The organism is Actinoplanes sp. NPDC026623, from assembly GCF_040638275.1.
In the GTDB taxonomy this organism is placed as follows: domain Bacteria; phylum Actinomycetota; class Actinomycetes; order Mycobacteriales; family Micromonosporaceae; genus Actinoplanes.
Map to the genome: position 1 here is coordinate 39643 of NZ_JBEZXZ010000029.1, position 23691 is coordinate 63333.

The following is a 23691-nucleotide window of genomic DNA, read 5'->3' on the forward strand; positions in this document are numbered from 1 at the left end:
ACGCTGTGTGGATGCCGCGTTATGACTACCGCTGCCGCTCCTGCGGCGACACCTTCGAGATGAGCCGGCCGATGGCCGATTCCGCCGCACCGGCGGCCTGCCCGCAGGGGCACGCCGACACGGTCAAGCTGCTGACCACGGTCGCGGTCACCGGCCGCGGTGGCGGGCCGTCTGCCCCGGCCGGAGGCGGCGGAGGCGGCGGAGGCTGCTGCGGCGGCTCCTGCGGCTGCTGATCGCCCCCGGCACCCCTCTCGCCGACCTGGGCCCACCCGGCCGGGGTCGGAGCTCTCGCACCTGATCAGTGGCGGGACGCCGCCACTCGAGGTCGCAGCGCGCCGATCGCCCACCCCACCGTGACCGGCGCCCGCGGACGCCTCGGCGCGATCCCGCCTCATCGAAATCCGCATCGAATCCGATCCCTGACGTCGCGGCCGACGACCTCGGCGCGATCGTCGCGGGAGATCGGTCCGTTCGGCCGGTATCAGATTCGGCCGGTATCAGAGGGACGGGCTTGAGGATCTCTTGTTCCGTCAAGTGTGGGTGGTTCATCGACGTGACGCTGTGGTGATCGTCGGGTGACCTGGTGGAGTCGCACAACCTGACTCTTGCGGGGACATCCGAACGGATCGGTGTATCTGACCGGCTGCGGCGCAACTCGAACGTGAACCGCCTCGTTACGTCACGCGTAGTGCCGTGCGTGAACGTCGATGACCGGGCCGTGGGTCGTCCTTGAGAGGTCGGCCGTAACGGGCGGATGGTTACCGATTGTTCCTACGATGTGCCGTGTGAGTGCGGTGCGCAGCACGAGGCGCGACTTTCCAAGGGGGCGGAGGTTCCTACGGTGTCGAGACGGACCCAGCTGCCGAGTGGGCTGGTGACCTTCATGTTTACGGACATCGAGGGCTCCACGCGGCTCGCCCGGATGCTTGGCGAAGGCTATGGCAGCGTGCTCAACGCTCATCGAGGCGTGGTGCGTGCAGCGCTGAGCAACTACGACGGCGTCGAGCTATTTACTGAGGGTGATTCCTTCTTCGTTGCTTTTCGCGACGCGGGGGCCGCCGTCGCGGCCTGCGTCGCGGCGCAGCGCGCGTTGTCCGCCTACCCGTGGCCGAGCGCGGACGCGGAACCCCGCGTACGCATGGGCCTGCACACCGGCTGGGCCACGCCGATCGGGGAGGAGTACGCCAGCACGGAGGTGCACCGCGCGGCTCGGGTGGCCGCGGCGGCGCACGGCGGCCAGGTCCTCTGCTCGGAGGCGACCGCCTCCGCCGTGTCCGACCGGCCGGCCGAGCTGAGCGTGAGCGTTCCCGCCGGCCAGGGCGACCTTCTCCGGCCGGGCGCCGTGGCCGGCCGCCCGGCGGCCCGCCCGGCGGCGCGTGCCACCGTGACCGGCTGCGCGGTCGCCACCCGCGACTACCGCGCCACGTCGGCCGGCCTGGGCACCAGCATCCTCGACCGGCCCGCGCCGGCGGTCCGCGGTCTCGGCGCCGCCGAGGGTGTCGCGCTCGATCGGGGCGGTCGCGGCCCGGCCGCGGGGCGCGTCGCACAGATTGTGACGGCGAAACGCACCGAGATTGTCGACCTGCTGGACCTGGGACCCTTCCGCCTGCGGGGGTTCGACGACGCCGAGCGGCTGTTCCAGATCGCCGCGCCCGGCCTGGAGCGCACCTTCCCCCGGCCCCGCACCCCCGGCGCTCCCGTGCACAACCTGCCGGCCCCGGTCACCCCGTTCGTCGGGCGCCGGCCGGAGCTCGCCGAGGTGCGCGATCTCGTCGGCAGCCACCGGCTCGTCACCGTCGCCGGTGCGGGTGGTGCCGGTAAGACCCGGCTGGTGCTCGCCGCCGCCGAGGAGTTGCTCGCCGCGTACCCGGACGGGGTCTGGGTTGTGGATCTTGCGGAGGAGTGGCCCGAGGCGGCGCTGGCCGCCGCGATGGGTGTCCGGCCCGAGCCCGCCCGGCCGGTCCTCGACACGATCGTCGAGCGGTGCGGTGGCGGTCGCACGCTTGTCGTCCTCGAGACCTGCGAGGCCCGCCAGCAGGCCGCCGCCGACCTGGTCCAGCGCCTGCTCGCCGGCTGTCGGCGGCTGGACGTGCTCGCCACCTCGCGCGTTCCGCTCGGCGTACCCGGTGAGCTGGTCTGGCGGATCCCGCCGCTCGCCCCGGCCGACGCCTTCGCCCTGCTCACCGCTCGGGCCGAGGCCGCTCGCGGCGGCCGGCGGGGTCCGGACGGCGAGGCCGACGACCTGGCCCGGGTCGCGTCGAAGCTGGACGGTGCCCCGCTCGCCATCGAGCTCGCCGCGGACCGGCTTCGGCTGCTCTCACCGGCGCAGCTCGCCGGCCGGCTCGACGACCCCATCGCCGCGCTGGACGCCGGGCGGCCCGGCGTCGGGCGGCACGCCAGCCTGACCCGCAGCCTGGACTGGTCCTATCGGGGCCTCAGCGACGCCGCGGCCGAACTGCTGCGGCGGCTGGCCGTCTTCGCCGGGCCGGTCGAGCTCGACACCGTCGAGTGGTCCGGCGAGGACGCGTTCGCCGCGCTGTCCGAGCTTGCCGACCGTTCGCTGGTCGAGGTCGTCGCCGGGCCGCGCTACCGGCTGTCCGAGCAGGTCCGGGCGTACGCGACCCGCCGGCTCGCCGCCGCGGGCGAGGAGCCCGCCGCGCGGGACCGGCACGTCGCCTGGTCGTTGCACACGCTGGAGGGCGTCGCCGTCGACACGGACGGGCAGCCGCGGACCGTGTCGCTCACCGAGCTTGTTCCCTTCGTCGACGAGTGGCAGGCGGCGCTGCGCTGGTCCGCGACCGGCGGCAGCGTCCGGGCCGGGCTGCGGCTCGCCGGGGCGCTCGACCCCTGGTGGCGCGAGCACGGCGGGGCACGGGCCGGCCGGGATCTGCTCTTCCGGCTCTACCGGCGCGCCGAGGGGGAGCACATCGACCCGGCCGAACTGGCCGGCGCCTATCTGGTCCATGCCGGACTCGCCGACGACCCGGACGAGCGGCTGCGCTTCCTGGACCGGGCCGAGGCCGTCGCCCGCGAGTCCGACCAGCCCGCCCTGCTCGTACGCGCGCTGGCCGGCCACCGGGTCTCGCTGATCGGGGCCGGGCGGCTGGCCGAGGCCGAACGGGTGTGCCGCGACGTCATCGCCCTGGCGGAGCGCACCGGCGTGCCGGGCGCGGCGCTGCCCTCGGTCGTGGCGCTCGGCGAGCTGCTCTGGCGGCGTGACGCGGTCGACGAGGCGGCCGAGTTGCTCGGCGGGGCCCGCCAGCTGGAGGCGGGTCGGCCGCAGGACCGGGGCGGCCGTGCCGTCGACTGGCTTCTCGGCATGGTGGCGCTGCGCCGCGGTGACCTGGTCGCGGCGCACGACCACCTGATCGTCGCGTTGCGATCGCGGTTGCGGCACGGACTGCGGGGCGCGGCCGCGGACGCCGTCGCCGCCATCGCGGTCCGGTGCGCGGTCGGCGGCGATCCCGTCACCGCGACCGTCCTCTTCGGGGGCGCCGAATCGGTGCGCGGTGCGCGGCGGGCCGCCCAGTTCGGTGCCTTCTGGTCGGCGCAGCAGATCGCGCTGCGGCGGATGCTCGGCGACGCCGCCTTCGACGTGGCCTACGCCGAGGGCGCGGAGAAGGGCTTCGGCAGGGCGGTCGCGGCGGCCCTCGCCGTCGAACACCCCGATCTCGAGCACGGCTCGGCCCGGTTCGCACCAGCCGTGCCCAGCTTTCGCATGCGCCCGTGGCCGTCGCTGAGTGCGGCGCGCTCGCCCTGAGCCGAACGGCGGCGGGCCCCGGAGGTGGATTCCGGGGCCCGCCGGGCTACCTGTCGTTCGCTGGAACTACTTTTCGATCAAGGCCCTGGCCCGGTCGATGTCGGACGGGTTGACGGCCTCGAGCGAACCGAAGATGCTCACCGCCTGGTAGTACGTCCAGGCGAGGCTCAGGCACGCGGGCCGCACCACCGAGTTGTACGTCGCACACTTGCGCTTCAGGTCCGCGTAGAACATGTTGTCCAGCCGGGCCTTGTTGGCGTCGAACGCGCCGATGTCCTTGTAGTTGCGGTACCCGAAGTCGTGGTGCCAGCACGACAGCTCGAAGGCGAAGCCCAGCGGGTTGTCCGGGCTGGACGAGCAGTAGTCGGTGGACCAGTCGAAGGCGTAGCTCGCCCACGGTGCCCGGTTGAGCCGGGCGCTGTTCCAGGTATCGGTGCTGGCGGCGGTGGTCTGTGTCCAGCGGGACAGGACCGAGGCCTTGCTCTCCGTGGCCGCGACGGCCGCGACGGAGGGCGTGAGGACGGCGAGGACTGCGGTGAGGACGACGAGGAGATGGCGAACGAAGCGGTTCATCAAACCTCCAGCGGTAGGCCGCCAGTCTTCGAGCCGAAGGTTTCGGCATACAAGCAGGTCGATGGACTTTTCCTTAACGGTGATTCAAGTTACCGAGCGGTATTCCGTAACAGGTCTGTCATGTGATGTTCTAAAGGGCCGTATGGTTTGGTGCCGCTATGGTGTGAACGTGCAGACGGCCGTCCGGTGATTCGACTACCTCTGGTCCGACAGGGACCGTTACGTGCGCTCGGCATCCGGCTGGTGGCCGCCATCGTGCTGGTGCTGCTCACCGTCGGCGTCGTTTACCTGGACCGGGACGGCTATCGGGACGTCAACGACGACGGGCTGACACTGCTCGACTGCTTCTACTACTCGGTCGTCTCGCTCTCCACCACCGGCTACGGCGACATCACGCCGGTGACGCCCGAGGCCCGGTTCACGAACATCGTGTTCATCACCCCGGCCCGCGTGCTCTTCCTGATCATCCTCGTCGGCACGACCCTGGAAGTGCTGACTGACCAGTACCGGAACACTCTGAGGGTCAGCCGGTGGAGGCGAAAGTTGAAGGACCACATCATCGTCTGCGGCTACGGCACCAAGGGTCGTGCCGCGGTCAGCGCGCTGATCGAGACCGGCTACGACAAGTCCCGCATCGTGGTGGTGGAGAGCAAGGAGGTCGCGCTGCGTCAGGCGGCCGCCAACGGCCTGGTCGCGATCGAGGGCAACGCCACCCGCTCGGCGGTGCTCGAGGAGGCCGACGTCCGCAAGGCCAAGTCGGTCATCATCGCCACCGACAGCGACGAGGCATCCGTCCTGATCAGCCTCACCGTGCGGCAGCTGACCGGTGGTCAGGTCAGGATCATCGCGGCGGTCCGTGAACAGGAGAACGCCGCCCTGCTCAAGCAGAGCGGCGCACACCACGTCATCGTGTCGTCCTCGACGGCCGGCCGGCTACTCGGCCTGACCACCACCACGCCGCCGCTGATCGACGTCGTCGAGGACCTGCTCACCCCGGGTCAGGGCATGGCGCTGGCGATGCGCTCCGCCGAGCGCTCGGAGGTCGGCCGCAACCCCCGCGAGCTGCAGACCCTGGTCGTGGCCCTGATCCGCCGCGGCAAGGTGCTGCCGCTGGGCGGTGAGCAGTCCGTGACCATCGAGACCGGCGACATGCTCATCTACATCCGCGACGACGAGAAGAACAGCGTCGGCGTGACGGTCTAGACCGCGGCCCGACCCCTACAGGATCGTCCAGGTGTCGCCGGCGTTCAGCAGCTCGCCGAGCATCTGGTCGGGCGTGCCGGTGATCTGGCTCTTCGCGTCTTCCAGCTGCTTCTGGATGAGCTCGTCGTAGGACGGGCGCTCGACCTTGCGGAACACGCCGATCGGGGTCGTGCCCAGATCCGAGCCGGACAGCCGGCTCAGCGCGAACGCGTACGCCGGGTCGTCGACGGTGGCGTCGTGCACGACCGGGGTCTCGCCGCCCAGGTCGGCGCTGTCGCGCACCGACAGGCCGAAGCCGCCGGCCGGGTGCACGACCGAGTACTGGCCCTGGGCGCCGAAGGTGATCGGCTGGCCGTGCTCCAGGCGGATCAGGTGGTCGTCGCGGGTGTCCGAGTCCTTGAGCAGCTCGAACGCGCCGTCGTTGAAGATGTTGCAGTTCTGGTAGATCTCCACGAAGGCCGAGCCCTCGTGCTCGGCCGCCGCCCGCAGCACCGACTGCAGGTGCTTGCGGTCCGAGTCGATCGTGCGGCCCACGAACGTCGCCTCGGCGCCCAGTGCCAGCGACAGCGGGTTGAACGGCGAGTCGGCCGAGCCCGCCGGCGTGGACTTGGTGACCTTGCCGAGCTCGGAGGTCGGCGAGTACTGCCCCTTGGTCAGGCCGTAGATCCGGTTGTTGAACAGCAGGATCTTGAGGTTGACGTTGCGGCGCAGCGCGTGGATCAGGTGGTTGCCGCCGATCGAGAGCGCATCGCCGTCGCCGGTGACGACCCAGACCGACAGGTCGGGGCGGGACGCGGACAGCCCGGTCGCGATCGCCGGCGCGCGGCCGTGGATCGAGTGCATCCCGTAGGTGTTCATGTAATACGGGAAGCGCGACGAGCAGCCGATGCCGGACACGAAGACCGTGTTCTCCCGGGGGATGCCCAGCTCCGGCATGAACTGCTGCACGGCCGCCAGGATCGCGTAGTCACCGCAGCCCGGGCACCAGCGGACCTCCTGGTCGGACTTGAAATCCTTGGCGGTGAGCTTCACGGGGGTGAGCGGCAGGCTGCGGTGATTCAGGGTCGGGCTAACCATTCTTGACCACGTCCTCAAGCATGTTCTCCAGCGTCGCGGCCGTGAAGGGCAGGCCGCTGACCTGGTTGAAGGGAACCGCGTCGACCAGGTACCTGGCCCGGATGACGTGGGCCAGCTGCCCCAGGTTCATCTCCGGGATGATCACCTTGTCGTACGCCTCGAGCACCTCGCCCAGGTTGGCCGGCAGCGGCGACAGGTGCCGCAGATGCGCCTGGGCGATCGGCAGGCCGCGCTGGCGCAGCGACCGGCAGGCGGCGCCGATCGGGCCGTAGGTCGAGCCCCAGCCCAGCACCAGCACGCGGGCGTTCTCGTCCGGGTCCTCGATCTCGACGTCGGGCACCGGGATCGACTCGATGCGCTCCGCCCGGATCCGGACCATGTATTCGTGGTTGGCCGGGTCGTAGGAGATGTCGCCGGTCTTGTCGGCCTTCTCCAGGCCGCCGATGCGGTGCTCCAGGCCCGGCGTGCCCGGGATCGCCCAGGGCCGCGCCAGGGTCTCCGGGTCGCGCAGGTAGGGCAGGAAGCGCCCGTCCTCGCCGTTCGGCTCGGTCGTGTAGGAGACCGAGATGTCCGGCAGGTCGTAGACGTCGGGCAGCAGCCACGGCTCGGAGCCGTTGGCCACGTAGTTGTCCGACAGCAGGATCACCGGCGTGCGGTATTTCAGGGCGATCCGGGCGGCCTCGATGGCGGCGTGGAAGCAGTCCGACGGCGACTTCGGTGCGATCACCGCGAGCGGCGCCTCGCCGTGCCGGCCGTAGAGGGCCATGTTGAGGTCGGCCTGCTCGGTCTTGGTCGGCATGCCCGTCGACGGGCCGGCCCGCTGCACGTCGATGATGACCAGCGGGAGCTCGAGCGCGATCGCCAGCGAGATCGTCTCGCCCTTGAGCGCGACGCCCGGGCCCGAGGTGGTGGTGACGCCGAGCGCCCCGCCGTACGCGGCGCCGACGGCCGCACCGATCGCGGCGATCTCGTCCTCGGCCTGCATCGTGGTGATGCCGAACCGCTTGTGCTTCGACAGCTCGTGCAGGATGTCCGACGCCGGGGTGATCGGGTAGGCGCCGAGGAAGATCGGCAGCTTGGCGCGCACGCCCGCGGCCACCAGGCCCAGCGCCAGCGCCGCGTTCCCGGTGATGTTGCGGTAGGTGCCCGGCAGCATCTTGGCCGGCTTGACCTCATAGCGCACCGAGAAGTCCTCGGTCGTCTCACCGAAGTTCCAGCCCGCGTTGAAGGCCGCCTTGTTAGCCGCGACCAGATCCGGGCGCTTGGCGAACTTGCGCTCCAGGAACCGGATCGTGGACTCGAAGGGGCGCGAGTACATCCAGCTCAGCAGGCCGAGGGCGAACATGTTCTTGGCGCGCTCGGCGTCCTTTTTCGCGACGCCGAGCTCGGCCAGGGCCCCGATGGTCATCGAGGTCAGCGCCACCGGGTGCAGGGCGTAGCTGTCCAGCGAGCCGTCCTCGAGCGGGCTCACCGAATAGCCGACCTTGGTCAGGTTGCGCTTGGTGAACTCGTCGGTGTTGACGATGATGTCCGCGCCGTTCGGCAGATCGGCCAGGTTGGCCTTCAGCGCCGCGGGGTTCATCGCCACCAGCACGTTCGGCGCGTCGCCGGGCGTGAGGATGTCGTAGTCGGCGAAGTGCACCTGGAAACTCGAGACACCCGGCAGGGTGCCCGCAGGTGCCCGGATCTCCGCCGGGAAGTTGGGCAACGTCGAGATGTCGTTGCCCAGTTGAGCGGTCTCCGACGTGAACCGGTCACCGGTGAGCTGCATACCGTCACCAGAGTCGCCGGCGAACCGGATGACCACGCGATCGAGCTGCTCGACACGCTTCGCGGGAGCGGCCACGTTCCAACCTCCTGAGGGAGCCGGCCGGCGGGTACGCACGTCGATGAGCCGGCCCGCAATAGTCACTTCCAGCCTACGTCGGCACTCCTTACCGTTGCGGGTACGGGTGCGTGTCCGACTTCAGACCGTTGACCACAGTAGCCAGGCAAGGCTTGCCTGAGCCACCTGAGTCCACCCTTCGGTCGCTAGGCTGCGACCGTGGACGGGTATCTGGGTTCGTACGCCACGCTGGGGCTGCTGCTGGCCGCCGGCGTGGTCGTCTTCGTCGGCGCGTTCGGTGCGAACAGGCTGCTGAGGCCCGCGAACCCGGCCGAACCGGCGGGTAAGCGGCTGACCTACGAGAGCGGCGTCGACCCGGTCGGCGGCGACTGGGCGCAGGCGAAGATCCGCTATTACGTCTATGCGTACCTTTATGTGCTCTTCGCCGTTGAGGCCGTATTTCTCTTTCCGTGGGCGGTCGTCTTCGACCGGCCCGGTTTCGGCGTCGTGACCGCCGTCGAGATGGCTGTCTTCGTGGCGGTCCTGGCGCTCGGCATCGCCTATGCCTGGCGCAAGAAGATCCTCACCTGGACCTGACACCCCTCGATCGAGCGGGGGTTCACCCCGATGGCGGGGTGGCGGGCTCGCCACGCCGCAGCGGTCGTGCCACGATCGTGCCCATGGGTCAGCTTCTCCTCTTCATCGTCGTGGCGCTCGTGGTCGCGGCGATCGTCTTCGGTGTGACCGTCATGGTGAGTGGCGGCGATTCCGGATTGACGCCGGTCGAACCCGACGGCAAGTCCCTGCCGCTGCCCGGCGATCGGCCGCTCGGCGAGGAGGACATCCTGCGGACCAGGTTCGACACCGCCTGGCGCGGCTACCGGATGCAGCAGGTCGACCAGGCGCTGCAGCGGGCCGCCTATGACATCGGTTACAAGGGCGAGCTGATCGGCGTCCTCGAGGCCGAGGTCGTCGCGCTGCGCGAGGGCCGGACCGCCGACGCCGACGTGCTGCGCCGGGCCCGCGAGGCCGCGATCGCGCCGCAGCCGCCGGCCGCGCCGGCCGAGGGCGCGCTGATCGAGATTCCGCCCCCCGCCGACAAGCCGGGCGAGGTGACCAAGCCGATCGTCGTCGCCGAGCCCGCGGCCGAGGTCGAGGACGCATCCGAACGCAAAGCCGGCGACGGGGAGCCGGCGGAGCGCCGATGAGCGAGACCGGGCCGGCCGGCGGCCTCGGCGACGCCGCGAGCCCGGGCACCGGCGAGGTCACCGCGACCGTCATCGTCAACGCGCCCGCGCCCCGGGTCTTCGCGGCGTTCATGAACTGGGAGCGGCAGTCCGACTGGATCCCGTTCACCAAGGTGCGGGTCGTCGAGGGCGACGGCGGCGAGGGCAGCCTGATCGAGGCGATCACCGGGGTCGGCCCGGCCGGGCTCCGCGACGAGATGCGGGTGGTCCGGGTCGACGCGCCGTACGAGTTGCGGGTCGTGCACTGCGGCAAGGTGCTGCGCGGGCCGGGTTCGATGCGGTGCACCGCGATGGGCGGCGACCGGACCCAGGTGGTCATGCACGAGTGGTTCCACCTGCCGCCGGGCGCGGCCGGGCGGCTCGCCTGGCCGGTGCTCTGGCCGGGATCGAAGCTCAGCCTCAAGGGCGCGCTGAAGAAGTTCGGCCGGCTCGTCGAGGAGGGCCGCCTCCGCTGATTTTCTGTCGGAGGCGCCTCGTACCGTCATGCGCATGACGGATGTGATCGACGGGCTGGTGGTCGGGCCGGACGGCCATGCCCGGTGCGCCTGGGGCGGCAGCACGCCCGACTACCAGCCCTACCACGACCTCGAGTGGGGCCGGCGGGTCCGCGGCGACGACGCGCTCTTCGAGCGGATGTCGCTGGAGGCGTTCCAGTCCGGGCTCTCCTGGATCACCATTCTGCGCAAGCGGCCGGCCTTCCGGGCGGCGTTCGCAGACTTCTCGATCCCGGCGGTGGCGGCCTTCACCGAGCGGGACGCGTCGCGCCTGATGGCCGACCCCGGCATCGTGCGCAACCGGATGAAGGTCGACGCGACCCTGCACAACGCCAGGGTGGCGGCGGACCTGCCGGACGGCCTGACGACCCTGCTCTGGTCCTTCGCGCCCGAGCCGCGCCCGCGCCCCGCGTCCCGGGCGGACGTCCCGGCGATCACCGCGGAGTCGACGGCCCTGGCCAAGGCGCTGAAGAAGCGCGGCTTCAAGTTCGTCGGCCCGACGACCGCCTACGCCCTGATGCAGGCGACCGGCATGGTCGACGACCACCTGGCCGGCTGCTTCGTGGCGCCGGAGCCCCGCTGAGGCTCACCGCGCCGGACAGGATCGGCCGTTGCGGCGGTCCAGCGCGCCGCTGAGAGCCGTGCGGGCCGCTCGGGACGCCGAGGCCCGCCATGGCGGCTCAGGTGCCGACCGCGCCGGTCTGGGCGGGTGCGCGGCTGACACGTGGGCCCTTCATGGCGGCTCGGGTGCCGGCCCCGCCGGTCTGGGCGGGCGCGCGGGCCGGTGCGGAGCGGCGTCCGGGTGATCGGCGGCACCGCCGGGCGTGGGCGTGCGACGGCGTGCGCCACGCCCGCGCGAGTCACCGGAGGGCGCCCGGGCGGCCCGTGATGTGATGGTGCGCATGGCGCAATGGGCGGTGATCATTCCGGCGGATCGATGGGCAACCGAGCGGTTGTTCCATCACGACACCCTGACCGTGGCGGGCCTGCTGGGCGTGCAGCCGGCTGCCGGCGACGAGGTGCTCCTGGTGGCCGGCGAGGAGGTGCCGCAGGTGGTGGCGCTCGGCACGGTCGAGGCGGCACCGGCGCGGCGGGGCGCGCACGGCGTACCCGAGCTGGTGGTCACCTACACCCGCCGCTCGTTCGACGAGCCGGTGCCGGCCGATGAGCTCAAGCTCGCCGAGGCGGTCGCCGAGGTCGACGAGGAGCTGTTCCGGCGGCTCGCGGCGCGGCTGGGCGGCCAGAGCGACAGGCGGACCTGGCTGGTCAGCCTGGACCTGCCGATCGAGGCGGCGACGCCGGCCGAGGCGGTGCGGCAGTTCTGGTCCTACGTGCTGGAGCTCGGGCCCGCCGAGCTGCCGACGTTCGTCTCGCCGTCCGATGACGAACTGGCCATGCAGGCGTTCGTGCTGGGCGGCGAGGCCAACCTCGACCCGGAAGAGGACGAGGAAGACTGATCGGCACACGTGCGGCGGGCCCGGAGCTTGAAGCTCCGGGCCCGCCTCGTGTTGATCGTCGGGTCAGCCGCCCAGGCTGGTCGCCGCCGAGGCGATCGTCGAGGCGAAGTAGCTCACCTGCGTGTACACGCCGGGCTTGTTCGGCCGGGCGCAGCCGTCGCCCCAGCTGACGATGCCGACCTGGACCCAGGCGTTGGCCGAGTTCCGGCGGAACATCGGGCCGCCGGAGTCGCCCTGGCAGGTGTCGACGCCGCCGGCCGCGTAGCCGGCGCAGATCTCGTTGCTCGCGATGATCTGGCCGTTGTACATCGAGCTCGAGTTGCAGGTGGTGTCGCTCACGAACGGCACCGTCGCCTTCCGCAGGTAGCGCTGCTGCCCGCCGCCCTCGGTCGCCGCACCCCAGCCGGCGATCGTGAACGTGCCGGTGTCGTACGCGGTGGTGCTGGACAGCGGCAGCGTCGCGAAGCCGGTGACGGGGCTGGCCAGGCGGATCAGGGCCCAGTCCTTGCCGTTGCCGTTGTAGCCGGGCGCCCGGTAGACGTAGTTCGACTTACGGGTCACCTTGCTCGTCGAGTTCAGGTCGACGACGCCGATCGTCGCCGTGATCGACGTGTTGGTGCCGGTGCCGTTCACGCAGTGCGCGGCCGTGAGCACCAGGGTCGGGCTGTACAGCGCGCCGCCGCAGCCCATCGACAGACGGACCATGAACGGGAATTCGCCCTGCGTGGCCGTGGTGCCGCCGACGACCAGCTGCGGGCCGTCATCGGCCGCTGACGCGGGCGAGGCCTGCATCAGGGTGCCCATCGAGGCCACCGTGAGTGCGGCCGCCGCCGCGCCCAGGAATCGCTGCCACCTTGCCATCCAGACCTCCCCAGCCGAAGGTGCGCCCGGGGGGCGCACTCCTTCTTGTTGGGTGAGAGTCAAACATTCACCGGCATGTATGGGCTATCCCGAAAGACTCATACCGCGGGCCGTATCCCGCCGCAAGAATCACCGTCCGGCGAAGACCGGCTTCTGCTTGGCCACGAACGCGGTCACCGCTGCCTTGTGGTCGGCGGTCGCGCCGCAGATCGCCTGGGCCTGCGCCTCGGCGGCCAGCGCGTCCGACAGCGAGCCCGCGGTGCCGATGGAGAGCTCGCGCTTGATGGCCGCGTACGCGACGGTTGGGCCCGCGGCGAGCCGGGCGGCGAACTCCTGCGCGGCCGGCAGCACCTTCTCGTCGTCCTCGAGCAGCTCGGTGAGCAGGCCGTAGTCGAGGCTCTGCTGGGCGCGCACCGGCTGGGCGAGCAGCAGCAGCTCCAGGGCCCGGGCGCGGCCGACGAGGTGCGGCAGCGACCAGGAGATGCCGGTGTCACCGGCCAGGGCGACGTTCGCGAACGCCATCAGGAACGTGGTGCGCGGGCCGCCGATCCGGAAGTCGGCGAGCAGCGCCAGCGAGGCGCCGGCCCCGGCCGCGGTGCCGCGCACCGCCGCGACGACGGGCTTGGGCAGGCTGGCCAGCCGCTGCGCGATCGGGTTGTAGTGCTGCCGGACGGTGTCCAGCTCGGTCGCGCCCTTGTCCAGATCGCGCGCGTGTTCCCGCAGGTCCTGGCCCACGCAGAAGGCGCTGCCGGCGCCCGTCAGCACCACGGCCCGTACGGACTTGTCCACCTCGATCGAGGCCAGCGTGTCGCGCAGCGCCTCCTTGAGGTCGATGTCCAGCGCGTTCATCGCGTCGGGGCGGTTCAGGGTCAGGGTCACGACGGCATCGGTGCGGTCGACGAGAAGCGAATCGGTCATGGCTCAGAGAATCCCACACGGCCGCCGCGCGATGCCGAGGCCAGGCAGCGCTCGACGAACCGGTCGGCCGCCGGGCGCAGCCGGGTGGCATGCCGGTCGAAGAACGTCGCGGCGCCGGCGCCGGGCCACCGGCTGGGCAGCAGGGAGGCCGGCAGCTGCGGGTCGCGGAAGAGGAACGAGCGCCAGGCGTGCACCAGCTGGAAGCGGACCGCGTACGCCTCCTCGTCGGTGCTGCGGGCGTTGACAGCCGTGACGATGGGGCGCTGCGCCTCGATGAAGTCCTCGTAGGCCTTGCCGATCTCGGCCAGGTTCCAGGCCCGCCCGACCACCTCGGCCGCTCCCGGCGAGCCCGCCGCGTGGCTGGCGCTGAACCGCTCGAAGCCGACCTCGGCGCCGGTCAGCACCCCGTCGACCTCGTCCGCGGCCCGCGGCGCGACCCAGACCAACTCGTTCAACATCCCGTAGCCCAGAAAAGTCAGGCGTTTAGCCTCTTTGCGCGGCACCGGGCTGTGCGTCAGCACCAGGTCGAAGCGCCCGTCCCAGCCGTTGCGCCCGGTCCGGTAGATCCGGGCCGACGCCTCGTCGAGGCGTCGCGCGGCCTTCGGTGTCAGTACATAACCGGGCCCGGACACCAGGCGCATAGGGTGCAACCAGCCCTGACGCACCATTCGGGACACCGCGGTGCGCACCGCGGGCGGCGCGATGCCCACCGGCGCGAGCAGTTTGACGAGGGCGGCGACGGGCGCGCGGCCGCCCCTCGGGCGCAGATAGTCGCCGTAGAGGTCGAAGAGTGCCGACCGCGCCTGCATGACCGCACATTGTGACAGCAGGAAAGGCGATATGCTAGACGCTGTCACATCAGTGCGGGCTGGGTTTGGGTTCGCCGGTGTTCATCAGGGAAAATGTTTGATCGGCACGGTGGGCCACGTCGCGTGACGTTGGGCGAGGCTCGCAGCGCTGCGGTCTCGGGTCGGTCCAGCGGGGGCGACTCCGCCGGTCTGAAACGAGTTACGGCGCCCCGTGGGGCTGAGCACGGGACGTTGACGAAGTGGCTGTGGGGTAACCCACCGACCCTGATGTAGGTCTGAGGGGAGACAAGATGGCGGCGATGAAGCCGCGGACGGGCGATGGTCCGCTGGAGGTCACCAAGGAAGGGCGCGGCATCGTCATGCGCGTCCCGCTGGAGGGTGGTGGCCGTCTCGTCGTTGAGATGACTCCGGACGAGGCCAACGCGCTTGGTGACGCGTTGAAGGCGATCGCCGGCTGACGTTCCAGGTAGCCCGCCGGTACGGTACCTGCCGTACCGGCGGGCTTTCCACGTCCTGAGGAAAGGTCATCCTCCAGTGTTCGCGATCCGCCTGTCAGGCGAGGAACACCACGACACCCGGGTGCTCCCGGTCGACGTCTCCGGCGTGCTCGCGGGCGGCGACGAGGAGACCGCAGAACTCGTGCGCACCGCCGAAGGCGCAGGTGAAGCCGGTGCCGTGCAGGTGCTGCCGCGCCCGCTGCGTACCCCGGCGAAGATTCTGCTGGCCGGCGTGGGCGCCGGCGACGAGGCCGGCTGGCGTGCCGCCGGCGCCGCCGTCGCCCGGACCGCGGCCGGCGACGAACCACTGCACGTAATGCTGCCCGACCGGATCGCCCCCGCCGCCGTGCGCGGCCTCGCCGAGGGGCTCTGGCTGGGTGGCTACCGCTTCCGCGAGGCACCGAAACCGCCGCGCTCCGGTGCGGTGACACTCACGACACCGGACCCGGCCGCGTACGCGCCGAGCCTCGAGGCAGCCCGGGTGACCGCCGCGGCGACCTGGCTCGCCCGCGACCTGACGAACACGCCCGCGGCGGTGAAGAACCCGGCCTGGTTCGCCGCGCAGGTCGTCACCGAGGCCGCGACACGCCCGGGCGTTACGGTGACCGTGCGCGGGCCGGAGCAGCTTGCCGCCGAGGGCTTCGGCGGCATCCTCGCGGTCGGCGGCGGCTCCGCCAGCCCGCCGCGGCTCGTCGAGCTGGCCTGGAATCCGCCGGCCGCGTCCCGCCATGTGGTCCTCGTGGGCAAGGGAATCACCTTCGACACCGGCGGCATCTCCATCAAGAGCACCGACGGCATGAAGCTGATGAAGAAGGACATGGCCGGCGCGGCGGCGATCGTCGCCGCGACGCTGGCCGCCGCCGACCTGAACCTCCCGGTACGCATCACCGGGCTCACCCCGCTGGCGGAGAACGCGGTAAGCGGCGCGGCCTTCCGCCCGGGAGACGTCATCACCCAGTGGGACGGCGCGACCACCGAGACGACGAACTCGGACGCCGAGGGCCGCCTGGTGCTCGCCGACGTGCTCGGCTACGCGGTGGCCGAGCTTGACCCGGACGTCGTGATCGACCTGGCCACCCTCACCGGCGCCAACTCGGTCGCCCTCGGCAAGCGCACGGCCGCCCTCTACAGCCAGGACGACGACCTGGCCGACGCGCTGAAGGCGGCCGGGGACGCCGCGGGCGAGTCGATGTGGCGCCTGCCGCTGCCCGACGACTACGTCGACTATCTGCGCAGCGACATCGCCGACCGGCACAGCTCGCCGGCACAGGGCGGGGCGGGCTCGGTGGTCGCGGCGCTGTTCCTGCGCGAGTTCCTCGGCGACCGGACGGACCGCTGGGCCCACCTCGACATGTCGGCGCCCAGCTGGGCGGAGCGGGACGACGCCGACCTGACCAAGGGCGCCACCGGGTGGGGCGTCAGAACCCTGGTGCGGCTGCTGGACGACCTCTCCCGCGGCTGACTACCGCCGCACCGCGCTACCGCTTCACCGCGGCCAGGAGACCGGCGCCGGTGGGTATCAGGGCCGGGGTCCAGTCCTCGGACTCGCGGATGGTCTTGACCGTCTCGCGGATCGTGATCGTGTCGACGTCGCGGGCCGACGGGTCGCTGATCCGGCCGCCGGCCAGCGCGCCGTTGACGATCAGCACCCCGCCGGGGCGCAGCAGCCGCAGCGCCGCCTCGGCGCACGCGCCGAACTCGGTGGCGTCCGCGTCCACGAAGATCAGGTCATAGACGCCGTCGGCGAGGCGGGGCAGCACGTCCAGGGCGCGGCCGGTGATGATCCGGGTGCGGGACGCCGCGAAGCCCGCCTCCTGGAAGATCCGGCGGGCGATGCGCTGGTGCTCGTTCTCCACGTCGATCGTCGTCAGCACCCCGTCGGCCCGCATGCCCCGCAGCAACCAGACGCCGCTGACCCCCGTACCGGTGCCGATCTCGACGACCGCCTTGGCGCTGCCCGCCGCGGCGAGCAGGCTGAGCACGGAGCCCGCGCCGGGGGTCACGGCCGCGAGGCCGACCTCCTGGGCGAGGCTGCGCGCGGTCTGCAGGACGATGTCCTCGGCGACGTAGGTCTCGGCGAACCGCATCGACTGCGCGGTGGGGGTGCCGGGCGATCGGGCCTCGGTGACGATGACGACCTCCGTCTGGCTAAGAGGATGAGCGGTCCGGAACCGGTGCACATCGGGTATGAGCGTAGAGCGGTGCCCACTGTTCGCGCATCGGGGACTTCGGCGCCGAAAAGCGACGGCCGGCAGTCGAGGTCCCACTCGCCGGATGATCGCCGCCGATCCGTGTCATCCTGGACGCGGAGCCCGGGGGTTCCAGTACGACGAGTGGAGGCATCGACGTGACCGACGGCTGGAACTGGCGCCAGCCTCAACCGCCGCCGCCCGCAACACCGGCAGCGCCGGCGGGTTCGCCGTGGTGGTCCGACGCGCTGGCCGACCCCTGGCGGGATCCTTACGCTCCCACCGCCGTGGTCGTGCCGACCGCGCCGGTGAGCGGCGCCCCGCAGCCGGAGCCGGTGACCGACCCGGACGCGCCCCGCCGCTCGATGGCCCCGATCCTGCTGATCTGCCTGGTCACAGCCCTGTTGGCCGGCGGTCTCGGCGGCACCCTCGGCTATGTCTTCGCCACACACAGCGGGGTCGGCGGCGGCGCCCAGCTCGGCGGTGCGCCCCTGGCGGCCCCGTCGGCGGCGCAGCGGGCACCCGAGTCCAACGCGGGCGTGGTCGACAAGGTGCTGCCCAGCGTCGTCACCGTCCGGGTCACCGGCGCGATCGGTTCCGGCTTCGTGGTCTCCCCGGACGGCTACGTGATCACCAACGACCACGTCGTCGAGGGCGCGGACGGCAACATGTCGGTGTCGTTCAGCGACGGCTCGGCGGCGCCCGCGACGCTGGTCGGCCGCGACCCCGAGTCCGACATCGCAGTGATCAAAGTCGCAAAGAAGAATCTGACCGCCGTCCAGCTCGGCGACTCCGACTCGATCGCGGTCGGCGACCCGGTGTTCGCGTTCGGCTCGCCGCTGGCCCTGGTCAACACCGTGACCTCCGGCATCGTCAGCGCCCTCGATCGCACGATCCAGGCCGGCGAGCCGGGCGGCACCGTCCGCTACTACGCGGCGATTCAGACCGACGCGGCCGTCAACCAGGGCAACTCCGGTGGCCCACTGGTCGACGGTGCCGGCCGGGTGATCGGGGTCAACTCGGTGATCCGGTCCGTCGGCGCCACCGACACCGAGGCGGGCAACATCGGCCTCGCCTTCGCCATCCCGATCAACCAGGCCAAACGGGTGGCCAAGGACATCATCGACTTCGGCAAGGCCCGGCGTACGGTGATCGGCGCCGAGGTGGCCACCGGCTCCTCGAGTTCGAACGGCGCGCGGCTGCGCTCGGTCGGCGCGGGCGGCCCGGCCGCGCTCGCGGGACTGAAGTCCGGCGACGTCATCACCAAGATCAACGGGCACCCGCTCGAGGACGGCTCGGACCTGATCGCCCTGGTCCGCAAGTACGCGCCGTCCTCGGTCGTCGCGGTCGAATACCGCCGCGGGACGAAAATTCAGACGGCCTCCGTGACCTTGGCAGCGGACGCGAAGTGAAGCACCCTCATGGGCGGGGGGCACCGCACGCCGAAACGTGCGTAGTCTTGCCCGCGTAAGGGACGAGGGAGGCCGGCGGTGTTCGAGAACCTGAACTGGTGGGAGATCGGCGCGCTGCTGATGCTCGCCCTACTGATCTTCGGTGAGCGGTTGCCCAAGGTGATCGGTGACGGGCTGCGGATGCTGCGCGGCCTGCGGGCGATGGCGCAGAACGCGACCTCCGACCTGAGCCGCGAGCTCGGCACCGACATCCAGCTGCAGGACCTGCACCCGAAGGCCTTCATTCGCAAGCACCTGCTCAGCGAGGAAGACGAGATGGCGATCCGCCAGCCGCTGCAGGGCCTCTTCGACGACGTCAAGAACGACCTGAACGGCGTGAAGTCGGACCTGGGCGAGGTCGCCTCCGCCGCCGACCTCAAGGCGCGCCGCAACGACGACGGCGCCGCGGTGGAGAAGCCCACCCCGGCGCCGCGCAGATTCGACGTGGACGCGACCTGAGTCCTACCGCCGGGCGTTGACCGTCAGCCCGAGCGGCTTGCCGACCAGCGACTCGCGCCGGATGGCCAGCCGGTCCGCCACCGCGTCCAGCGCCTTCGCCGCCGGGGCGTCCGGGTCGGCCAGCACGATGGGCGTGCCGCCGTCGCCGGCCTCGCGCACCCGGGTGTCCAGCGGGATCTGGCCGAGCAGCGGCACCGAGGCGCCGACGGTCTTGGTCAGCGAGTCGGCGACGGTCTGGCCGCCGCCGGCGCCGAAGACCTCCATGCGGGAGCCGTCCGGCAGCTCGAGCCAGGACATGTTCTCCACCACGCCGACGAGGCGCTGGTGGGTCTGCAGGGCGATCGCGCCGGCCCGCTCGGCCACCTCGGCGGCGGCCATCTGCGGCGTGGTCACGACCAGGATCTCGGCGTTCGGCAGCAACTGGGCCAGCGAGATCGCCACGTCGCCGGTGCCCGGCGGCAGGTCGAGCAGCAGCACGTCCAGGTCGCCCCAGAAGACGTCGGCGAGGAACTGCTGCAGCGCGCGGTGCAGCATCGGCCCGCGCCACACGACGGCGGCGTTGCCCGCGGTGAACATGCCGATTGAGATGACCTTCACACCGTGCGACTGCGGCGGCATGATCATGTCTTCGACCCGGGTTGGACGGCCCTCGACGCCGAGCATCCGGGGCACCGAGTGGCCGTAGATGTCCGCGTCGACCACGCCGACGGACAGGCCGCGCCGGGCGAGGGCCGCCGCCAGGTTGACGGTGACGCTGGACTTGCCGACGCCGCCCTTGCCGCTGGCCACCGCGTACACCCGGGTCTTGGAGCCGGGCTGGGCGAACGGGATGACCGGCTCGGCGGCCTGTGCGCCGCCGCCGCGCAGGGTGGCCTGCAGCGCCTTGCGCTGCTCCTCGGTCATGACGCCGAAGTCGATGTCCACGGCGGTGATGCCGGGGATGGTGGTGACCGCCGCGGTGATGTCGGCGGTCAGCTTGTCCCGAAGCGGGCAGCCGGCGACCGTGAGCAGCAGTTCGACCTTCACGCTGCTGCCGGCGACGGTGAAGCCCTTGACCATCCCGAGTTCGGTGATCGGCTTGCGGATCTCGGGGTCGTCGACGGTGGCCAGGGCCGCCTGAACGGCGTCCTCGATGGTGGAGGCGGGTGCGGACATGGCGACCATGCTACGTCGCTGTCAGGTCCGCTCCTCCTCCCACTCCTTGCGTTCCAGCTTCTGCCGTCGATGGGCGGCCTCGTCCAGTTCGTCGGCGAGCCGGGCCAGCTCAGAACGGACGAAGTCGCGGGTCGCGACCTCGCCGACGGCGATCCGCAGCGAGGCGATCTCGCGGGCCAGGTACTCCGTGTCGGCCTTCTGCATGGCCGCGCGCCGGCGGTCCTCCTCCATCGTCAGGCGGTCCCGGTCGGCCTGGCGGTTCTGCGCGAGCAGGATCAGCGGTGCGGCGTAGGAGGCCTGCAGCGACAGCATCAGGGTCAGGAACATGAACGCGTACGGGTCGAATCGCAGCGACTTGGGCGCGAGGGTGTTCCAGGCGAACCAGGCGGCGATGACCAGCGTCATGTACACGATGAACTTGGCCGTGCCCATGAACCGCGCGATGCTCTCCGACCAGCGGCCGAAGGCCTCCGGGTCGAAGCGGGGCAGGCGTACCCGCCCGGGCTCGATGGGCTGGTCCAGTCGATCTCGGCGTGGCTCGGTCATGATGCGGCTCCCGGGTTCTGCCGCGTATTTCGCAGTACCGATGCGGTCTCGTCGTCATGGGCGTCGCGGTCGCGCCAGTCACGGGGCAGCGAGTGGTCCAGCACGTCGTCCACGGTGACCGCGCCGACCAGCCGGTACGCGCCGTCGACCACCGGCATCGCCACCATGTCGTACGTCGCCATCCGCCGGGTGATCTCGATCAGGTCGATCTCGGGCCGCAGCGGGTCGATGTCGTTGTCGACCAGGCCGCCCAGGATCGACGAGGGCGGCTCGCGCAGCAGCCGCTGGAAGTGGACCATGCCCAGGTACTTGCCGCTCGGCGTGGCCGACGGTGCGCGGGCCACGAACACCTGCGCCGCGACCACCGGGGACAGCTCCGGCTCGCGGATCCGGGCCAGCGCCTCCGCCACGGTCGTGTCCGGCGTCAGGATGACCGGCTCGGAGGTCATCACGCTGCCGGCCGTGCCGGGGGTGTACTTCATCAGCTGCCGGACCGGCGCCGCCTCCTCGGGCTCCATCAGGTCCAGCAGCACGCTCTGCTCCGCCTGCGGCAGCTCGGCGAGCAGGTCGGCGGCGTCGTCCGGGTCCATCCGCTCGAGCACGTCGGCGGCCCGTTCCCGGTTCAGGTGCACGAGGATGTCCACCTGGTCGTGCTCGGGCAGCTCCTCGAGCACGTCGGCCAGCGTCCGGTCGCTAAACGCGGCGGCGACCTCGTTGCGGCGCGCGTCCGGCAGATCCTGCAGGGCGTTCGCCATGTCGGCGGGGCGCATCTGCTCCAGGAGCGCGACCATGTTCGACGTGCCCTGGGTGTCGGTCGGCCCGACCAGGCCGCGGATCCGGTCGTAGTCGACCTGGTACGTGTGCCCGCGCCGGGCCAGCCGCCCGGTGTGCTCGCGCACGGCCACCCGGGTGACCAGCCACTCGTTGTTGCGGTTGAGCTCCATGGCGAGGTCGACGACCGTGCCGGGCTGGCCCGGGCCCTGGCGGTCCTCGGGCTCGACGGTGACCCGGCGGTCCAGCACCTCCTCGAGGACCAGCAGCTCGTTCTGCCGTTTCTCGAAGCGGCGCAGGTTGAGCATGCCGGTGCTCAGGACGACGGCCTCCGCGTCCATGGAGGTGACCCGCCCGATCGGCAGGAAGATCCGCCGGCGCAGCGCCATCTCGGCGACGAGGCCGACGACCTGCGGCGGCCGGTTGGTGGTGCGGAGCCGGATGACGGCGTCGCGGACCCGGCCGACCCGATCGCCGTTGGGGTCGAAGACGGGCAGCGCCGCGAGCCGCGCTAGGTAAACCCTGCTCCCCATGGTCACGGCCCCAGCCTAAGTTAGCGTTGACCCATGTCGACTCTGGCGTACGAGATCGTGGACGTGTTCACCGACCGGCCGTACGCGGGGAACCCGCTGGCAGTGGTGTTCGGGGGCGAGTCGCTCGACTCGGCACAGATGCAGTTGCTGGCCCGCGAGTTCAACCTTTCGGAGACGGTGTTCGTGCTGCCGTCCGAGGCCGGTGCCACGTACCGGGCGCGGATCTTCACCCCGGAAGCCGAGCTGCCCTTCGCCGGGCACCCGAGCATCGGCGGGGCCGTGACCTCGGTGCGCCGCGGCCTGGTCGAGCCCGGCGAGATCGTGCAGGAGTGCGGCGCGGGCCTGCTGCCGATCACGGTGACGTCCGCCTCGGCGACCCTGACCGGCGGTAAACCCACCATCGGCGCGGGGCTGCCCGCCGCCGGCCTGCTCGACCTGGTCGGGCTCGCCGCCGACGACTTCGCGGGCGGATCGGCGCTGCCGGCCACGGCCGGATGCGGGCTGGAGTTCGTCTTCCTCCCGGTGCGCCGGGAGGCTCTCGCGCGGGCCCGGGCCGACGCGGAGCGGGCCCGCGCCCTGGCGGTCACCGGGATCAGCGTGTTCGCCTGGGACGCCGCGACCCGGACCGCCTATGCGCGGGTCTTCTGCCCGGGTGTCTCGGTGGCCGAGGACCCGGCCACCGGCTCGGCCGCGCTGGGCCTCGGCGTGTGGCTGGTCGCCAACGGCCTGCTGCCCGGCGACCAGACCTCGTCCTACACGGTCCACCAGGGCGTCGAGATGCACCGGCCGTCGCTGCTGCGGTGCACGGCGACGGCCGAGGGCGGCTCGCTGACCCTCGCCACGGTCAGCGGGCACGTCATGCCGGTGGCGGTCGGCGAGATCGCCGTCCCGCCGTTCATCGGCTAAAGGTTGCGCTTGCCGGCGCGGTGCAGCCGGAAGGGGCTCCGGACCACGACGCGCGCCGGTGTCTCCCGGGGCGGTGCCGCGGCCGAGTCGGCCGGCAGGTCGGGCGCGGCGACCGGCGGCTCGTCCGCCGGCGTCAGCCTGAGCACCGCGCACCCGGCCTCCGCCCAGCGCGCGGTGACCTCGTCCGCGGTGCCCGAGGCGTTCAGGCGCTTGCCGGCCAGCTGTGGTGCGATCTCCGTCCACGCCTCGCTGCCCGGCGTCAGCCGCTCGACCAGCGCCTCGACGATCACGATGAGGCCGCCGTTGTCGCCGCGCAGGCGCACGGCGGCGCGCGCCGCGCCGGCGAGCTCCGGCGCGGCCTGCTCGCCGGGCCCGCAGACCACGATCAGCGTGCCGTCGAGCGGCATGACCCAGAGACCTCGGTACGGCCCGTCGGCCGCGCTGATCCAGGCGATGCCGGCCTTCTTGATCGCCTCAGCCACCAGTTCGGTCGTCACCCGGCCATCCTCGCATGGGCTCAGGTCAGCGCCGGTACGCGATCCAGCAGGTCCACGACCGCCGTCAGCGACGGCACGCTGAGCCCGGTGAAGTGCTCGTCCCGGTCGAAGACCAGATGATCGGCGAGGTCCGGCGCGGCCAGGCGGACCGGAGTCATGCCGACCGCCGCCGCGCCGGTGAGCTCGCGGCTGCCGCCGTCGCCGACGTAGAGGCAGTTCTCGGGTGCGATCCGCATCCGCCAGCAGGCCTCCAGGTAGATCAGCGGGTCGGGCTTGCAGCGGCCCACCTCGACCGAGAAGACGCTCACGTCGAGCAGCGGCGCGATCGGCATGCTCGGCAGGAACGCGGGGAGTTCGTGGGTGCAGTCGCTGATCAGCGCGGTACGCAGGCCACGGCGCTTGATCGCCCGCAGGACGCTCTCCGCGTCGGAGCGCAGCGTGGTGTCGGCCTTCAGGGCGTCGA

The 23691-nt window shown here is 71.7% G+C and carries 25 protein-coding genes; 13 read left to right on the plus strand and 12 right to left on the minus strand.

Annotation, left to right across the window (positions count from 1 at the left end; translation table 11 throughout):
- Positions 1–11: 11 nt before the first annotated feature.
- On the plus strand, positions 12–233 hold the full coding sequence (locus AB0F10_RS11990) for a zinc ribbon domain-containing protein (protein WP_360622830.1): 222 nt from the start codon (positions 12–14) through the stop codon (positions 231–233).
- Between the two features lie 608 nt (positions 234–841).
- Positions 842–3760, plus strand: a complete 2919-nt coding sequence (locus tag AB0F10_RS11995; protein ID WP_360622832.1) for an adenylate/guanylate cyclase domain-containing protein — start codon at positions 842–844, stop codon at positions 3758–3760.
- Positions 3761–3826: 66 nt separating this feature from the next.
- Here AB0F10_RS11995 and AB0F10_RS12000 read toward each other — a convergent pair whose 3' ends face one another.
- Entirely contained in the window at positions 3827–4333 is a 507-nt protein-coding gene (locus AB0F10_RS12000; protein ID WP_360622834.1) for a phospholipase, read from the minus strand.
- A gap of 186 nt (positions 4334–4519) precedes the next feature.
- On the opposite strand from AB0F10_RS12000, the gene AB0F10_RS12005 reads away from it, so the two are divergent.
- Positions 4520–5536, plus strand: a complete 1017-nt coding sequence (locus AB0F10_RS12005; protein ID WP_360622836.1) for a potassium channel family protein — start codon at positions 4520–4522, stop codon at positions 5534–5536.
- A 15-nt stretch (positions 5537–5551) separates the two neighbouring features.
- Here the strand turns inward: AB0F10_RS12005 and AB0F10_RS12010 are convergent, their stop codons facing one another.
- Both AB0F10_RS12010 and AB0F10_RS12015 read right to left on the minus strand, forming a co-directional pair.
- Positions 5552–6613 (minus strand): 2-oxoacid:ferredoxin oxidoreductase subunit beta, encoded by a 1062-nt coding sequence (locus tag AB0F10_RS12010; RefSeq protein WP_360622838.1) that lies wholly within the window; start codon positions 6611–6613, stop codon positions 5552–5554.
- Positions 6606–8459: a 2-oxoacid:acceptor oxidoreductase subunit alpha gene (locus AB0F10_RS12015; RefSeq protein WP_360622840.1), complete on the minus strand. Its 1854-nt coding sequence runs from the start codon at positions 8457–8459 to the stop codon at positions 6606–6608. Before AB0F10_RS12015 ends, AB0F10_RS12010 begins: the two co-directional genes overlap by 8 nt.
- 198 nt (positions 8460–8657) lie before the next feature.
- Between AB0F10_RS12015 and ndhC the strand changes: the two genes are divergently transcribed.
- The 5 genes from ndhC to AB0F10_RS12040 all read left to right on the plus strand — a co-directional run bounded on the left by ndhC (position 8658) and on the right by AB0F10_RS12040 (position 11636).
- Entirely contained in the window at positions 8658–9035 is a 378-nt protein-coding gene (gene ndhC / locus AB0F10_RS12020; protein WP_360622842.1) for an NADH-quinone oxidoreductase subunit A, read from the plus strand.
- A gap of 83 nt (positions 9036–9118) precedes the next feature.
- Positions 9119–9646, plus strand: a complete 528-nt coding sequence (locus AB0F10_RS12025; protein ID WP_360622844.1) for a DivIVA domain-containing protein — start codon at positions 9119–9121, stop codon at positions 9644–9646.
- The gene (locus tag AB0F10_RS12030) at positions 9643–10140 is read left to right on the plus strand and encodes an SRPBCC family protein (protein WP_360622846.1); all 498 of its coding nucleotides are present in this window, start codon (positions 9643–9645) and stop codon (positions 10138–10140) included. Before AB0F10_RS12025 ends, AB0F10_RS12030 begins: the two co-directional genes overlap by 4 nt.
- 46 nt (positions 10141–10186) lie before the next feature.
- Positions 10187–10762, plus strand: coding sequence for a DNA-3-methyladenine glycosylase I (locus tag AB0F10_RS12035; protein WP_360622882.1), 576 nt, complete (start codon positions 10187–10189; stop codon positions 10760–10762).
- A gap of 319 nt (positions 10763–11081) precedes the next feature.
- On the plus strand, positions 11082–11636 hold the full coding sequence (locus AB0F10_RS12040; RefSeq protein ID WP_360622848.1) for a hypothetical protein: 555 nt from the start codon (positions 11082–11084) through the stop codon (positions 11634–11636).
- 63 nt (positions 11637–11699) lie between these two features.
- On the opposite strand, the gene AB0F10_RS12045 is transcribed toward AB0F10_RS12040, so the two are convergent.
- The 3 genes from AB0F10_RS12045 to AB0F10_RS12055 all read right to left on the minus strand — a co-directional run bounded on the left by AB0F10_RS12045 (position 11700) and on the right by AB0F10_RS12055 (position 14224).
- Complete coding sequence (locus AB0F10_RS12045) at positions 11700–12497, minus strand: serine protease (RefSeq protein WP_360622850.1); 798 nt, start codon at positions 12495–12497, stop codon at positions 11700–11702.
- A gap of 129 nt (positions 12498–12626) precedes the next feature.
- Positions 12627–13415 (minus strand): enoyl-CoA hydratase-related protein, encoded by a 789-nt coding sequence (locus tag AB0F10_RS12050; RefSeq protein ID WP_360622852.1) that lies wholly within the window; start codon positions 13413–13415, stop codon positions 12627–12629.
- Positions 13412–14224 (minus strand): PaaX family transcriptional regulator C-terminal domain-containing protein, encoded by an 813-nt coding sequence (locus AB0F10_RS12055; protein WP_360622854.1) that lies wholly within the window; start codon positions 14222–14224, stop codon positions 13412–13414. The genes AB0F10_RS12050 and AB0F10_RS12055 overlap by 4 nt, the downstream gene beginning before the upstream one ends.
- Before the next feature lie 290 nt (positions 14225–14514).
- Here AB0F10_RS12055 and AB0F10_RS12060 point away from each other — a divergent pair, with 290 nt between their 5' ends.
- Complete coding sequence (locus AB0F10_RS12060) at positions 14515–14682, plus strand: DUF3117 domain-containing protein (RefSeq protein ID WP_015625691.1); 168 nt, start codon at positions 14515–14517, stop codon at positions 14680–14682.
- Positions 14683–14758: 76 nt separating this feature from the next.
- Complete coding sequence (locus AB0F10_RS12065; RefSeq protein ID WP_360622856.1) at positions 14759–16183, plus strand: leucyl aminopeptidase family protein; 1425 nt, start codon at positions 14759–14761, stop codon at positions 16181–16183.
- Between the two features lie 16 nt (positions 16184–16199).
- Here AB0F10_RS12065 and AB0F10_RS12070 read toward each other — a convergent pair whose 3' ends face one another.
- Positions 16200–16808: an O-methyltransferase gene (locus AB0F10_RS12070; protein ID WP_360622858.1), complete on the minus strand. Its 609-nt coding sequence runs from the start codon at positions 16806–16808 to the stop codon at positions 16200–16202.
- A 260-nt stretch (positions 16809–17068) separates the two neighbouring features.
- Here AB0F10_RS12070 and AB0F10_RS12075 point away from each other — a divergent pair, with 260 nt between their 5' ends.
- A complete protein-coding gene (locus AB0F10_RS12075; protein WP_360622860.1) occupies positions 17069–18322 on the plus strand; it encodes a trypsin-like peptidase domain-containing protein in 1254 nt (417 codons plus the stop codon).
- A gap of 78 nt (positions 18323–18400) precedes the next feature.
- The gene (locus AB0F10_RS12080) at positions 18401–18820 is read left to right on the plus strand and encodes a preprotein translocase subunit TatB (protein ID WP_360622862.1); all 420 of its coding nucleotides are present in this window, start codon (positions 18401–18403) and stop codon (positions 18818–18820) included.
- Between the two features lie 3 nt (positions 18821–18823).
- On the opposite strand, the gene AB0F10_RS12085 is transcribed toward AB0F10_RS12080, so the two are convergent.
- Genes AB0F10_RS12085 through AB0F10_RS12095 form a run of 3 tightly spaced genes read right to left on the minus strand, consistent with a single transcriptional unit; the run spans position 18824 to position 21831 of the window.
- Positions 18824–19975 carry an Mrp/NBP35 family ATP-binding protein gene (locus AB0F10_RS12085; RefSeq protein ID WP_360622864.1) on the minus strand — a complete coding sequence of 384 codons (1152 nt, stop codon included), beginning with the start codon at positions 19973–19975 and terminating at the stop codon, positions 18824–18826.
- Positions 19976–19996: 21 nt separating this feature from the next.
- Positions 19997–20521 (minus strand): DUF1003 domain-containing protein, encoded by a 525-nt coding sequence (locus AB0F10_RS12090; protein ID WP_360622866.1) that lies wholly within the window; start codon positions 20519–20521, stop codon positions 19997–19999.
- On the minus strand, positions 20518–21831 hold the full coding sequence (locus tag AB0F10_RS12095) for a magnesium transporter MgtE N-terminal domain-containing protein (protein WP_360622868.1): 1314 nt from the start codon (positions 21829–21831) through the stop codon (positions 20518–20520). Before AB0F10_RS12095 ends, AB0F10_RS12090 begins: the two co-directional genes overlap by 4 nt.
- Before the next feature lie 27 nt (positions 21832–21858).
- Here AB0F10_RS12095 and AB0F10_RS12100 point away from each other — a divergent pair, with 27 nt between their 5' ends.
- Positions 21859–22731 carry a PhzF family phenazine biosynthesis protein gene (locus tag AB0F10_RS12100; protein ID WP_360622870.1) on the plus strand — a complete coding sequence of 291 codons (873 nt, stop codon included), beginning with the start codon at positions 21859–21861 and terminating at the stop codon, positions 22729–22731.
- Here AB0F10_RS12100 and AB0F10_RS12105 read toward each other — a convergent pair.
- Positions 22728–23228 carry a hypothetical protein gene (locus AB0F10_RS12105; RefSeq protein WP_360622872.1) on the minus strand — a complete coding sequence of 167 codons (501 nt, stop codon included), beginning with the start codon at positions 23226–23228 and terminating at the stop codon, positions 22728–22730. The two genes, AB0F10_RS12100 and AB0F10_RS12105, sit on opposite strands and share 4 nt — an antisense overlap.
- A gap of 20 nt (positions 23229–23248) precedes the next feature.
- The coding region (locus tag AB0F10_RS12110; RefSeq protein WP_360622874.1) for an HAD family hydrolase at positions 23249–23691 on the minus strand (443 nt) is incomplete at its 5' end.